At 59.7% G+C, this 13,732-nt stretch carries 14 protein-coding genes; 7 read left to right on the top strand and 7 right to left on the bottom strand.

Translation table 11 applies throughout. The features are described 5' to 3' along the window. Window positions 1-40: 40 nt before the first annotated feature. From ACR0LW_RS04350 to ACR0LW_RS04325, 6 genes are all read right to left on the bottom strand, one after another. Window positions 41-1,345 (bottom strand): NAD(P)/FAD-dependent oxidoreductase, encoded by a 1,305-nt coding sequence (locus ACR0LW_RS04350; RefSeq protein ID WP_480881678.1) that lies wholly within the window; start codon window positions 1,343-1,345, stop codon window positions 41-43. Between the two features lie 45 nt (window positions 1,346-1,390). Beyond that, on the bottom strand, window positions 1,391-2,749 hold the full coding sequence (locus ACR0LW_RS04345) for a glutamine synthetase family protein (protein WP_170449702.1): 1,359 nt from the start codon (window positions 2,747-2,749) through the stop codon (window positions 1,391-1,393). Further along, a complete protein-coding gene (locus tag ACR0LW_RS04340; protein WP_480881677.1) occupies window positions 2,749-3,429 on the bottom strand; it encodes a type 1 glutamine amidotransferase in 681 nt (226 codons plus the stop codon). Before ACR0LW_RS04340 ends, ACR0LW_RS04345 begins: the two co-directional genes overlap by 1 nt. A 58-nt stretch (window positions 3,430-3,487) precedes the next feature. Beyond that, a complete protein-coding gene (locus tag ACR0LW_RS04335; RefSeq protein ID WP_480881676.1) occupies window positions 3,488-4,807 on the bottom strand; it encodes a glutamine synthetase family protein in 1,320 nt (439 codons plus the stop codon). A gap of 137 nt (window positions 4,808-4,944) precedes the next feature. After that, window positions 4,945-7,131, bottom strand: coding sequence for a xanthine dehydrogenase family protein molybdopterin-binding subunit (locus ACR0LW_RS04330; protein WP_480881674.1), 2,187 nt, complete (start codon window positions 7,129-7,131; stop codon window positions 4,945-4,947). A gap of 2 nt (window positions 7,132-7,133) precedes the next feature. Further along, window positions 7,134-7,598 carry a (2Fe-2S)-binding protein gene (locus ACR0LW_RS04325; RefSeq protein ID WP_170449709.1) on the bottom strand — a complete coding sequence of 155 codons (465 nt, stop codon included), beginning with the start codon at window positions 7,596-7,598 and terminating at the stop codon, window positions 7,134-7,136. A gap of 137 nt (window positions 7,599-7,735) precedes the next feature. On the opposite strand from ACR0LW_RS04325, the gene ACR0LW_RS04320 reads away from it, so the two are divergent. From ACR0LW_RS04320 to ACR0LW_RS04290, 7 genes are all read left to right on the top strand, one after another. After that, window positions 7,736-8,344 (top strand): TetR/AcrR family transcriptional regulator, encoded by a 609-nt coding sequence (locus ACR0LW_RS04320; protein WP_480881672.1) that lies wholly within the window; start codon window positions 7,736-7,738, stop codon window positions 8,342-8,344. Window positions 8,345-8,529: 185 nt separating this feature from the next. Then, window positions 8,530-9,369, top strand: coding sequence for a hypothetical protein (locus ACR0LW_RS04315; RefSeq protein WP_480881671.1), 840 nt, complete (start codon window positions 8,530-8,532; stop codon window positions 9,367-9,369). 159 nt (window positions 9,370-9,528) lie between these two features. Beyond that, the gene (dusA, locus tag ACR0LW_RS04310) at window positions 9,529-10,560 is read left to right on the top strand and encodes a tRNA dihydrouridine(20/20a) synthase DusA (RefSeq protein WP_480881670.1); all 1,032 of its coding nucleotides are present in this window, start codon (window positions 9,529-9,531) and stop codon (window positions 10,558-10,560) included. A gap of 39 nt (window positions 10,561-10,599) precedes the next feature. After that, complete coding sequence (locus tag ACR0LW_RS04305) at window positions 10,600-11,424, top strand: sulfite exporter TauE/SafE family protein (RefSeq protein WP_480881668.1); 825 nt, start codon at window positions 10,600-10,602, stop codon at window positions 11,422-11,424. Then, entirely contained in the window at window positions 11,418-12,203 is a 786-nt protein-coding gene (locus tag ACR0LW_RS04300; protein WP_480881667.1) for a hypothetical protein, read from the top strand. The genes ACR0LW_RS04305 and ACR0LW_RS04300 overlap by 7 nt, the downstream gene beginning before the upstream one ends. A 36-nt stretch (window positions 12,204-12,239) precedes the next feature. Continuing rightward, on the top strand, window positions 12,240-12,968 hold the full coding sequence (locus tag ACR0LW_RS04295; RefSeq protein WP_480881666.1) for a SpoIIAA family protein: 729 nt from the start codon (window positions 12,240-12,242) through the stop codon (window positions 12,966-12,968). A gap of 301 nt (window positions 12,969-13,269) precedes the next feature. After that, window positions 13,270-13,494 (top strand): hypothetical protein, encoded by a 225-nt coding sequence (locus tag ACR0LW_RS04290; RefSeq protein WP_170519562.1) that lies wholly within the window; start codon window positions 13,270-13,272, stop codon window positions 13,492-13,494. A 4-nt stretch (window positions 13,495-13,498) separates the two neighbouring features. Here the strand turns inward: ACR0LW_RS04290 and ACR0LW_RS04285 are convergent, their stop codons facing one another. After that, window positions 13,499-13,732, bottom strand: a complete 234-nt coding sequence (locus ACR0LW_RS04285) for a DUF1289 domain-containing protein (protein WP_170449733.1) — start codon at window positions 13,730-13,732, stop codon at window positions 13,499-13,501.

The raw sequence follows: 13,732 nt of genomic DNA, 5'->3' as shown, positions 1-13,732 counted from the left end.
TCGGCAAAATTTCACCAAACTGTCGCAATGGAAAATGGGGTCAGATGCCCAGCCGGTCCCGCATCGCATACCAGGTCATCGCCAGCACCAGCAGCGGGCTGCGCAGGGCGGGGCCACCGGGGAAAGGCAAGGCGGGTACGCGGGCCAATATATCGAACCCTTCGGCCTGTCCCTGAATGGCCAGAGCCATCAGTTGACCCGCATGAGTCGCAGTCCCGACCCCGTGGCCGGAATAGCCGGAGGCTGACAAAATATTGGGTGCAACCCGCGCAAGATACGGCATCCGGCGCATCGTAATCGCAAGCGTGCCGCCCCAGGCAAAATCGATTTTGACGTCCCGGAGATGCGGGAAAATCTCGGTCATCGGTTTGCGCACAGTCGAGGCGATGTCGGACGGAAATCGATAGCCATAGCTTTCACCGCCGCCAAACAACAACCGCCCATCCGCGCTGAGGCGGAAGTAATTCACCACAAACTTCGTATCCGCCACGGCGACGTCCTGGGTAAGAACGCGCGCGGCGTCGTCCCCCAACGGCTCGGTCGCGGCGATGAAGTTGTTGATCGGCATAACCCGCGCCGCCACCTTCTGGTTCAGCGCACCAAGATAGCCGTTGCAGGCCAGAATGACGTGCCGGGCGCGAACCGCGCCATGCTGGGTGCGGACCAAGGCAGGGTCGCCTTCGTCGATCGCCAGAACTTCGGTACCCTCAAAAACGCGCGCGCCTGCCATATGCGCCGCCTTTGCCAGCCCAAGGGCAAAGTTCAACGGATGCAGATGCGCCGCGCCCCTGTCCAGATAGCCGCCTTTGTAGGTGGGTGAGGGGCACAGCGCATGCCCCGCCTCTTCGTCCAGCAACTCGATCTGGTCATAGCCATACCGGTCCGACAAATGGGCAGCGTGGTCATGCAGGTCGTTCTGTTCCGAAATCGACAACCCAAGCCCCGCAACGCCGGGTTTCAGATCGCAATCAATCTTGTGCTTCGCGATCAGGGACTTGACCAGATCCTTAGCGTCTTCGGCCAGATCCCACAGCTTGGCGGCATCGTCCAGCCCGACCAGCCGTTCCAGATCTTCCTGATCCACCCGCTGCGCGCTGCCCAACTGCCCGCCATTGCGGCCTGAGGCTCCGAACCCGACACGGTGCGCCTCAAGCAGCACCACATCCATCCCGGCCTCGGCCAGATGCAGCGCGGCCGACAACCCTGTATAGCCGCCGCCAACGATACATACATCGGCGCGGGCCTCGCCCTCAAAGGCCGGGAACGGCTCCAGCGGATTTGCGGTCGCGGCGTACCAGCTTGCCGGATACTCGGCCTTGCGGTCATTGGAGTAGAGCAGATTCATCTTCTTCTCGTTCCAAATACGGATACCCCGAACGCCTCAACAGGATCAGACGTTCAGCAAAAGATGCTCACGCTCCCACGGGGAGATCACCTGCAGGAACTCCTCATACTCGGCCCGCTTCACGATGCCGTAGACGCGGGCAAATTCGGGGCCCAGAATGTCATGCAACTCGGTGGCCTCGTCGAACAGATCCAGCGCGTTGCCCATGACCTGAGGGATATCGCCGTCGCCTTCATACGCGTCGCCATAGAACTGACGGCGGGGGCGTTCCTGTTGGATTAGCCCCAGATACCCGCAGGCCAGCGACAAAGCGATGCCCAGATATGGGTTGCAGTCCATCCCGGCGATGCGGTTCTCGATGCGCCGCGCCTCGGGGCCCGACAGGGGGACGCGAATGCCGGTGGTGCGGTTGTCCCGCGCCCATTCAAGATTGATCGGCGCGGCGTGGTCTTTGACATAGCGGCGATAGGAATTCACGTAAGGCGCCATCACCGCCAGACCAGCGGGCAAATGGCTCTGCAGCCCTGCGATGAAGTGATAAAACGCGTCCGTCTCACCGCCCTGCGGGCCGGAAAAGATGTTCTGACCCGTTTCAATATCTGTGATCGAGTGATGGATGTGCATGGCCGAGCCGGGCTCATCCTCAATCGGTTTTGCCATGAAGGTGGCGAAACAGTTGTGGCGCAGGGCGGCCTCGCGGATCAGGCGTTTGAAGTAAAACACCTCATCGGCCAGCTTGACCGGATTGCCGTGGCGCAGGTTGATCTCCAGCTGTCCCGCGCCGCCTTCCTGAGTGATGCCGTCGATCTCGAACCCCTGATGCTCCGCGAAATCATAGATGTCGTCGATCACCGGGCCGAATTCATCCACCGCAGTCATGGAATAGGCCTGCCGGGCGGCGGCCGGACGTCCAGACCGGCCCATCATCGGCTCGATTGATTGGGCGGGGTCGACATTGCGGGCGACCAGAAAGAATTCCATCTCGGGCGCGACGACAGGTTTCCAGCCTTTGTCGTGATACATCTGCACAACGCGTTTCAGCACGTTTCGCGGGCTGTAGGGGATGGGCTCTCCGTCGCGGTCATAGGCGTCGTGGATCACTTGCAAGGTCCAGTCACCGGTCCAGGGTGCAGCAGATGCGGTCGTGAAATCCGGTTTCAGGATCATGTCCCGTTCGATGAACCCGTCCTCGCCCGCGGCCTCACCCCAGCCGCCCGTGATGGTCTGGTAGAAGATACTGTCGGGCAGGTGGAAATAGGATTGCCGGGCAAATTTCGAGGCCGGAACGGCCTTGCCCCGCGCGATACCGGGCAGGTCCGAGATGATGCATTCCACTTCGTCCAGCCGGTGCCCGTCGATATAGTTCTGCGCGGCCTGCGGTAAGTCGTCTGTCCAATCGGCCATCAGGCCCTCGCTTTCTTCAGGAAATCTGCCATGACCTGCGCGATCCGGGCATTATGATCCGGCGCGGTTTGCCGGTTTGCGGCGGCTTGCATCAGATCATCGGGCACCACGCCCTTGCCGCGCGTGCGCATCAGGCCCGAAACGAAGTCGTTAGTGAACTCGGGGTGGGCCTGAACCGTCCAGATCTGATCGCCATAGCGCAGCATCGCGTTCTGGCAAAAGTCATTGTGCCCGGTGACCTCGGCGCCGTCCGGCACCGCGACAACCTGATCCTGATGCCAGGCGTTCAGCCAGACTTTTTCGCCGTCATAGTCATATTCTGTGCGCCCCACGGCCCAGCCGCCATCGAATTTCCGGACGGTTCCACCCAAGGCCTGCGCGATGATCTGGTGGCCGAAACACACACCCACAAGCGGTTTACCGCTTTGATGGATTTCGCGAATCAGCGCCTCAAGCCGGGGGATCCACGGCAGATCCTCATACGCGCCATGGCGCGAGCCGGTGATCAGCCAGCCTTCGGCATCCTCTGCACCGGTCGGGAAGATCCCATCAACGACGGAGTAGCTTTCAAAATCCAGCCCGTGCCCGTCCAGCAGGTCGGGAAAGAGTGAATCGTAATCCCCGAATGTATCCCGAAGCGCATCAGGGGTGTGGCCGGTCTGTAGAATGCCGATTTTCATAAGTCACCAAATTTGATCAAATTCAGAAATACCCGAGTCCCACTCGGCGGGCAAGGGGTCAGACTGCTTCGAGGTAACTCAGCCAGTGCTGATCTTCGGGACGGTCCGCAAAGCGCGCGATTTCCTGCCGCTTGGTCATTGCCATGTTGCGGATCAGTTCGGTCGGGAACAGGCGCGTCATCAGCGGGTCTGTTTCGAACGCGTCGATGGCCGCCGCCCAACTGTCTGCCAGTTGCGGCAAGCCGTCAATCTCGTATGCGTTTCCGGTGATGGGGGCGGGGGGCGTCAGGCCGTCTTCAATCCCCAGCAGCGCCGCGCCAAGGACAGCGGTCAGCATCAGATAAGGGTTGATGTCGCCCCCGGCCACGCGGTGTTCGATCCGCCGTGCCGCCGGGGCACCGCCCGGAATGCGAATGGCTGCGGTTCTGTTTTCATAGGCCCAGCTTGCCCCCGTCGGGGCATGCGCGCTGGGCACAAGCCGGGTGTAGGAGTTCCCGTGCGGCGCAAAAATCAGGGTGCTGGCGGGCATAGCGGCAAGGCATCCGGCGACTGCAGCGCGCAGCAGATAGGTGCCTTGGGGCCCGCCATCGTCAAAGATGTTCTGGCCGTTCTGGTCAAGGACTGAGAAATGCACATGCATCCCGTTTCCGGCGTCATTAGCGTAAGGCTTTGACATGAAGGTCGCGGCAAACCCGTGTTTGCGCGCCAATCCTCGTGTCAAACCCTTGAAAAGCCACGTATCATCGGCGCAACGCATGGCGTCCTGATGGTTCAGGTTGATTTCGAACTGGCCGATCCCGCTTTCGGAAATGGCGGTCTGCGCAGGAATGCCCATTGCCGCGCAACCGTCGTAGAGGTCGTTGAAGAACGCCTCGAACGCGTCCATTTCGGCGACGGACAGCACCGCCTCGTCCGCCAGACGGTGACCTGTCACCGGGTTGATCGGTGGCTGGGGTTGAGGGCCTGAGGCGTCCAGCAGCGTGAACTCCAACTCGGTCGCGGCGACCACGGACCAGCCGCGTTGCGCATAGCGCGACAGGATAGCCCCCAGCGCATGGCGCGGGTCGCCCGCAAAGGGTGCGCCGTCATCGTCATAAAGGCTCATGGGCACCAGGGCCGTTTCGGCGTTCAGCCACGGGACCGGAACCGCGCCGCGTTCAGTTGGCAGCAACACGCCATCGGCGTCGCCGGTTTCAAACACCAGCGGGCTGCCTTCGATATCCGCGCCCCACAGGTCGACATTCAGGGCGGAAAACGGCATCCGAACCGCGCCTTTGGACAGCTTGTCCGCATAGGCAGGTGGCACGCGCTTACCCCGCATCTGCCCGTTAAGATCACAGGCCGCGACGCGGAAATTGTGAAGGGCATTCAGGTCCATTGGGGCCTCCGTTCCTCGGGTTATCCGAGATGTATCGAAGGCATGTGCCCTTGTCACGAAATTTGATCAAATTTTTTTTGGCCAGAAAAGTGTATTGCCGCGCCGAGTCAGAACGACCCGGCGCGGCGTATTGCGGATCAGGCGAAGCTGACCCCGTTTTCAGCCATCGGAAGCTCGGCCACCAGGTTGCCCGACATTGCGCGAATAGCGTTGGCCAGGGCAGGGGCCGAGGGCGGCGTTCCGGGTTCACCCACGCCAGTTGGTGCTTCGGCAGACGGCACGATATGGACGTCGATCGCGGCAATATCGCCAATCCGCAGCGGCTCGTAATCGGGGAAGTTGAACTGATCCACCGCTCCGCTGGTCAGGGTGATCTGGTCGCGCATGACGTGTCCGATCCCGTATCCGATGCCCCCTTCCATCTGGGCGCGGACGACGTCCGGGTTCACGGCAATACCGCAATCGACGGCACAGGTGACCTTTTCGATCTTGATACCGCTGTCCGGATCGCCCGAGACCTCGACCACTTCAGCCGCGTAAGACCCGAAGGACTTGTGGACTGCAATCCCTTGGGACCGACCCTCTGGCGCATTGCCCCAACCCGCTTTTTCGGTCGCCAGCTTTAAGACGGCGGCCTTGCGCTGCTGGTCCGCGTTGCTGGTATCGGACAGATGCGCCAAACGGAACTCGACCGGGTCGCGCCCTGCGGCTTCGGCCACCAGATCCATCATGGTTTCCATCGTGTAAGCGGTGTGGGTGTGACCCACCGAGCGCCACCACAGAACCGTGGTTGCCTTCGGCGTGTCCGTCAGACCCACCGCCATGCCGGGGATCGAATAAGGACTGTCCGAAACACCCTCGACCGAGCTGTGGTCGATGCCGTCATGCACCAGAACCGCCTCGAACGGAGTGCCCTTGATGACGGATTGACCTGCTATCTGGTGCTGCCAGCCGACGATGTTGCCGTCGGCGTCCAGACCCACACGAACCTTGTGACCAAAGGCAGGGCGGTAGTACCCGCTGCGAATGTCATCCTCGCGCGTCCAGACCAGCTTGACCGGGCGCGAGCGGTCGGTGACGACAAAGGCCAGCGCAGCCTCGACCTGATAATCCGCGTCCGGGGTTGCACGGCGACCGAAAGACCCGCCTGCCAGCATGGTTTTGATGTGGATCTTCTCGGGCGGCAGTTGGAAGATCTGCTGATAGGCCATATGCGGCCCGGTCGGCATCTGCGCGCCGTCATGTAGGACGATGTCACCCTCTGCCGTCTGCTCGATGGTGCAGTTCAGCGGCTCCATCGGTGCATGGGCCAGCAGCGGGAAGTAGAAGGTCTTTTCGACAACCTTGTCCGCACCGTCGATGGCGGCTGCCACAGCGGCGACGTCAGCCTTGTTCACGTTATATGTGGGTGCTGCGTCCAGCGCCGCCATGATCTCGGCCTTGATCTGGTCCGAGTCGCGGGTTTCAGCGCCTGACATATCCCACTCGACCTCTAGCGCATCGCGTGCCTGAATCGCGGCCCAGGTGTTTTCTGCATAGACGGCAACACCCGCCTGATTGGGCAGGACAGCAGCGGTGATATAGCCTTTGACGTCTTTCGACGCGCTGTCGTCAAAGCCTAGGGCTATGCTGCCTTTCGACTCTGGGCGCTTGATCATGGCGACCATCTGATTGGGCAGGTGAACATCCATGGCATACATCGCCTGACCGTTGCCCTTGATGGCCGAATCCTTGCGACGAACGGAGTCATTGCCGATCAACCGGAACTCGGACGGGTCTTTCAAGCGGGGTTCAGCAGGGGCCTCCAACTGAGACGCAGCAGCCACGAATTCAGCGATGGGCGCCGATTTGTCGCTTGCCTTCACGATGCCTTCCTCGATGGTGATGCCCGACGCATCCACGCCCCAGCTTTGTGCGGCAGCGTTGATCAGCATCTCACGCGCCGCAGCCCCGGCCTGACGGTATTGCAGCCACGAATTCGCCATCGCGGTGGACCCGCCGGTGCCCTGGAACGGGCCGAACAGAAGGTTGTTGTAGACATTCGGATCGGACGGGGCGAACTCATACTCGATCTGGTCCATGGTCAGGCCGATTTCCTCGGCGATCAGCGTCGGCAGACCGGTTGCAGGGCCCTGACCTTTTTCAAAGTGCTTTACGATGGCCGTCACGGTGCCATCGGCATCGATTTTCACAAACGGGTTGAACTGAGCGGTCTCGGACGAGGCCGCCGCCAGCGCACCATCGGGTCGGGCACCAACCAGAAGCACTGCACCAGCGGCAGCAGCGCCTTTCAGAAATCCACGGCGAGAGGTGTTGATGGTCATGATCAGGCCTCCAGTATTTCAGATGCGCGCTGGATACCGGCGCGGATGCGTTGATAGGTGGCGCAGCGGCAGGCGTTGCCAGCCATGTAGTCGTCGATTTCTTCAACTGACGGTTTGGGGTTTTCGGACAGCAGCCCAACCGCAGACATCACCTGACCGGATTGGCAGTACCCGCATTGAACGACATCAAGTTCGACCCAGGCCTGCTGCACGGCAGCGCCGATTTTGTCATCGCCAATGGCTTCGATTGTGGTGATCTCGGCACCTTCGACATCTTCGACATAGGTTTGGCAGGACCGAACGGGTTCACCATCCAGATGCACGGTGCACGCGCCGCACGAGGCGACACCGCAGCCGAATTTGGTTCCTGTCAGCTTCAGCTCATCCCGGATCACCCACAAAAGGGGCGTGCCGGGTTCGGCGTCGACCGTGTGGGTCTGGCCGTTCAGTTTCAAAGTAAGGGTCATAGGGGGACTCTCCTGTTGGCTAATTACCTGAGTCGGTAAACTGGCGCGTTTACAAGTGGCATAATTTTCGCGACCTGTAAACTGGTGAGTTTACGTAGGGTTTGACCCGCGCCGGTCAATGGGTCTATAGCTCGGGTATGAACGAATGCAGCGCCCCGAATGCGTCCAAATACGCACAGATCATTGATGCTGCCGTGGCCGAGTTTCTGGAAAAAGGGTTCGCCGCGGCCAGTATGGATCGCGTTTCGGCCAAGGCCGAAGTGTCCAAGCGCACGCTGTATAAGTATTTCGAAAGCAAGGAGAACCTGTTCCGCTCTATCGTGGTGGAACTGTCAAACAGGTTCGCGGAAGTGGTCGAGATCAAGTACGAAAAGGGCCGCGATATACGCGCGCAACTGACCGAGCTTGCCTGGGCCGAAGGCCGCATTCTGATGCTGCCGGATGTGATCGCGATGTCGCGCATGGTGATAAGCGAAACCCTGCGCAACCCGTCCCTTGCGGTCGAGGCGCAGGGCAAGCTGGACAAAACAGCCGTGTTTTCGGACATGCTGCGCAATGCGGCAGAAGACGGGCAGTTAAAGATCGACAACCCCAATCAGGCCGGGAAAGAGTTTATCGGCTTGATCAAGGCCCGCGCCTTTTGGCCGATGCTGTTCAGCGGTTCGGTCCTGAGCCAATCTGAAATGGCCGAAACGATCGAGAACAGCGTCGATATGATGATCAGCCGCTACGGCATCGAGACCTGACACACACCGTGAACGACGGGCGCGTCCACCATTTGTGCCGGCGATAGGCCTTGAGAATTTAGTCTAAAAACAATGGATTGACGACCGTCGCATGCGTCCGGCACCTGATGGTTTGGAAAATTTCCACCACCGGGTAAGATGAAATTGCATCTGCTCAAAGGAAATTTCTAGTGCCTTGGGGTGATTTGGTCGAACTTCTGGGGGGCTCAGCCATCATTCTGGCTGTACTTGCCGTGTTCTGGAAGGGTGACGACTGCATATCGAAAGAGTTCAGGGATGATCTGGCCGCCTGGCTGATATTGCTTAAGCCACCCCCTGGAAACAGCCCCGTCGTTCAATCCGTTCTTGCGATGTTCGAGAAGTTCTTTGGGGAACGGCACTTGAGCTGGAAATGCCTTAGCAGATCGTTTGTTCTTTCAGCCGTTTTCTTTTTCTCGGTAGTCTTACTGATGCGACTTTTCCTTCCGGACAGTCGACAACCATTGGGCGACGAAGAAATAACTGCGTCAAACATATTCATGCTCCTATTGGCAGGATTGCTTTTCAACGGGATCGGAGACTATCCGGCGCTTTACGTCACCAGAAAGGTCTTGCAGCAGAGTTTAAAAAAATCGATGTCGCTAAGCTGGGCAATATTCTTCGATCTGGTGTTCACAGCCCTCATCATTTTTGTCATCATATTAGTAATCATATGGCTGTTCACTCAGGCCTTCGGCGCCACGTCGTCCGGTCTGCTAAAAACCGCTTTTGTCTTTCTCTATGGGTTTTTGGGCGCATTTGGCTTTGATGCTGACGGCATTGACAGCCCCTTGGGCTTTGCCGTTCTTTTTACAGCTTTCATCACCAGCTTTTGGCTCTGGGCAGCTGCGCTTGGAACGCTGCTGATCCGCTTGCTGGCCCGCTCTGGCCCGATCCTTTCCGCGCTGCAATATGCGCTGCCAATCGAAGAGAAGCCTATCCGGTCAATGGGAATCGTCGGCTTTCTGGTCTTTTTTGCCTACCTGCTGATCACAATAGCTCTGTGATCAGTTTGAATAGCGGCAAGTTGGGTGCGCCGAATTGAAACCCATCCAAAGCTATGGCTGAAAGATCTGGTTCGCGCACCGTTGAAGACCTGAAAGGTCGATAGTAATTCCAGACAAAGAAGTGCTAGACCGGGCCAGCCGGGTTTCGGCGGCAGGGGGATGCAACTTGTACCCGGACCAAGACGGAGATTTGCTGTGACTGGCAGAGCAAAAACAGCAGCGCGTTTAAGCGTGGCACCGATGATGGACTGGACGGACCGCCATTGCCGGTATCTGCACCGGCTCCTTAGCCGTGAAACGCTGCTGTATACCGAGATGGTGACAGCCCCGGCACTGGTGCGGGGTGGGGCGCTGCATCTTCTCGAATACAACCCTCAGGAACACCCGGTTGCCCTGCAACTTGGCGGCTCGGACCCGCAAGAGCTCGCGCAGGCGGCGCGGCTTGGGGCGGATGCGGGCTATGATGAGATCAACCTGAACTGCGGCTGCCCCTCGGATCGTGTGCAATCGGGAACCTTCGGGGCCGTGTTGATGCGAGAGCCCGCGCGCGTTGCCGACTGTGTCGCGGCGATGCGCGAGACTGTGGATGTTGACGTTACGGTCAAATGCCGGATCGGGGTGGATGATCAGGAGCCGCAGGAGGTCCTGCCCGAGTTTCTGACCCAAATCCGGGCCGCAGGCTGTGATCGGGTCACGATCCACGCGCGCAAGGCGTGGTTGCAGGGTCTCAGCCCTAAGGAAAACCGGGACATCCCGCCTCTTGACTATGATCTGGTGCATCGGATGAAGGGTGAATTTCCGGACATGCATGTCTCGATCAATGGGGGCATCACCTCATTGAACGAAGCGCGTGTGCATCTGGATGCCGGTTTGGATGGGGTCATGATCGGTCGGGCTGCCTATCATCAGCCCACGGATATTCTGGCCGAAGCGGATGTTCAGATTTACCAGAGCGGAACCCCGTCAGACCCGATTGCAGTCGTTCAACAAATGGTGCCTTATGTCGAGCGCCACCTTGCCAATGGTGGGCGTTTGCACCAGATCACGCGACATATGCTTGGCCTGTTTGCCGGGCGTCCGGGGGCCAGAGCTTGGCGGCGGGCCTTGTCCGAAGGTGCGGTGCATGAAGGCGCCGGGCCCGAGGTGATGCTGCAAGCGCTGGACCGCGTCGCGCCCTTGGCCGAGGCCTGAACAAGTAACACCGGCCCGCGCCGGTATTTTGGGGGAAAGATGCCCGATACGATGTTGCTGGCCCAAATGCTGGGTCTTTTGCTTGTGATCGGTGCGTTTGCCGGGGTGCTGGCAGGGCTGTTGGGGGTCGGGGGTGGCATTGTTCTGGTACCCGCGTTCTTCTACGCCTTTCAGACGCTTGGCTATGGCGGTCCGCAATTGATGCAGCTGTGTCTTGCCACCTCTCTGGCAACCATCATCGTGACGTCCATCCGTTCTGTTCTGGCCCATAACAAGAAGGGCGCGGTGGATTGGGACATCCTGCGCGGCTGGGGGCCGGGGATTGCCGTCGGTGCGATTGTCGGTGTTCTGGTGGCGTCGGCCCTGCGGACCGAGGCGCTGCAGGCCCTGTTTGGCATTCTGGGTATGGTGATCGGTGCCTATCTGGGCCTTGGCAAATCCGAATGGCGCTTGGGCGATGCGATGCCAAAGGGCGTGAAACGCGCGGCGCTGTCGCCCTCGGTCGGGTTTCTGTCCGTGCTGATGGGCATCGGCGGCGGCAGCTTTGGTGTCCCGTTGATGAGCCTTTACAACACGCCCATTCACCGCGCCGTCGCAACCGCGGCGGGGTTTGGCGTGATTATTGCCGTCCCATCGGTTCTGGGCTTTCTGTTCCTTGGCATCGCGGCCGAGCACCGACCGCCGCTGACAATCGGGGCCGTGAACCTTGTGGCCTTTGGAATTGTCGTGGCCATGACCATGATCACCGCGCCATGGGGGGTGAAGCTGGCCCACGCGATGGATCCGAAACCCCTGAAACGGGTCTTTGCGGTGTTCCTGACTCTGGTTGCGCTGAACATGTTGCGCAAGGCGCTGGGATGGTAGATGACTTCTGGTCCAAGGGCTGGGTCAAGTTCCCCTATGATCCCTTGCTGGCGGCATGGGTTTCTCATGCACTTCCGGCGGCCCGACAGTCTGTGGATGACCCGGCCTATGCCGAATGGCTGGATTGCGACGGGACGTGGTTTGTGGGCGTGGATGCCTTGGCCAATGATGCGCAGGGCAGGGTCGGGCAATCGGGTCCTCTGACCGGGGTTGCGATGTCATTCGTTCAGGATCACTACGGAATCCTGCCGCTTCATAGGGGGCAGGTCTCGGTCATCCAACCGGGCTATCCGCGTCCCCGGCGTGGGGAGAGTGAGGCCGCCGCGCGCTATCGCCGAATCCGGGATGCTGCGCATGTGGATGGGTTGCGCCCGATGGGTCCGGACCGCCGCCGCCGGGTTGATGAACCTCACGCATGGATTTTGGGCATCCCGCTGACCGAGGCCAGCGAAGACGCCGCCCCTATGGTGTTGTGGGAAGGAAGCCATAAGCTGCTGGGCGACACGTTCCGGAACGCTTTGGCCGGGCATCCAAGGGACGGTCTGCACAAGGTCGATATCACCGATGCCTATCAGGTCGCGCGGCGAGAGGTGTTCGAAACCTGTCCCCGGATCGCTTTACCCGCCAAACCGGGCGAGGCGTATCTGCTGCATCGCCATTGCCTGCACGGGGTTGCACCATGGGGCGACAGCGCCACCGCTGGCCCTGATGGTCGAATGATCGCCTATTTCCGCCCCGAGTTCACGGGGGGAGTGGCCGAATGGATCGAATCTCCGTAGTCTCCGCCCATTGATTTTTGGTGGAGAATTTGGGTCATGATTACAGTTCACAGAAATTCTGACGGCGCATTGATCGAAGTTGAACTGTCCGGTCAGGTCACCAGCACCGACTACTCTGAAACCCTTGTTCCCGCGATCGAGGCCGCATTGGCCGAACATGATACGGTCGGCCTGCTGGCCATCGTGCAGCCCGAATTCAAAGGGTATGACCTGGGGGCCGCGTGGTCGGACACCAAGCTGGGACTGAGCCATTGGCGCGGCTTTGACCGGATTGGCGTGGTTGCCGATCAGGGGTGGGTTCAGACCAGTGTCCGGCTGGCCGCCCCGATCCTGCCATGCCCTCTGCATGTATTCGAATTGGCCGAGCTAGAGGCGGCGCGGCGCTGGATGCGGGAATCGCTGGGATCGATCCATGTCACCGATCTGGGTGGATCCTGCGTGCAACTGAGCCTTCTGGGAAAGCTGGACCCGGAAGAATACGCCAAGGCCGGGCGCGATCTGGACCTGCTTTTGCACGATCGCGAGGGGTTCCGGCTGCTTATTGACCTGCGTGAATTTGACGGGTGGCAGGGATTGTCGGCATTGGCTGCGCATTTTCGTCTGGCCAGCGGCCATATCCGGATGCTGGATCGCGCGGCGATTGTCGGCAACAAGGCATGGCAGAATATGGCGCAACGCGTCGCCAGTCACGTCCTTGGCACGCGCACGCAATTCTTCCCCTCGGAAGAGATCGAAAACGCCAAATCCTGGCTGTCTGCGGGCTGATTTCTGACCACATTTGATTCGAAAGCGGGCCCAACACCCGCAAAATGGTCTTTTGGGCCCTGAATATCGTCATTTTGTGACGTAAGGGAATTTGTTGGAATTTGTGGGGTTTAGTGTTTTCAACCTCAAAAACGAGGAAAATCTGAGTGTTTTCCCCGTAAAAATGAAGTTTGCATTGATTAGCTCAGCCTCGTTGCCGCGGGTTGCCACTCACATTCAGCTACGTTCTTGAGCCGACCCTCGGAGCTCGGACGCGACCCGCGGCGACATCGATTATTTAATTCACTACAGGATGCTCGAAATGACGTTCAGGACTGTCTTAAATAAAATCTTTTCCGGAAACGGAGTTGTGCTGCCTTTGCCCGGTGATTTGGCCCGTGACGATCAACAAGGCCCGATCTCCGACCAGCCTCGGACAAGCCAGTCCGAGATCATCAATTTGTTCGCCGAAGAATTGCGCGGCCGGGAACCAATTCACAGCGCGACCGATGACAAGGACGAGGACCGGCGAGTCAAAACGAACTAGGGGTTCAGGAACCGTTCAACCGGGCCGCCCGACCGCCGCGACGTTTTGCCAGGCGCGGCTTGCGGGCGGGCAGGTCTTCCATGATCTCGGCGCGTTCGCTGCTGTCCATCTTGGACCACCGGGTGATCTCGTCAATGGTGCGGTAGCAGCCGGTGCAGATCCGCTCGGTCGGGTGTACGACACAGATCTGGACACACGGGCTTTCAACCTCGTTCCGTTTCCAAACCATATTCGTCAT

It is taken from the genome of Ruegeria sp. N4 (assembly GCF_056531425.1).
Note: the sequence above shows the minus strand (reverse complement) of the source record. Positions and strands in the feature narration are given on the sequence as shown.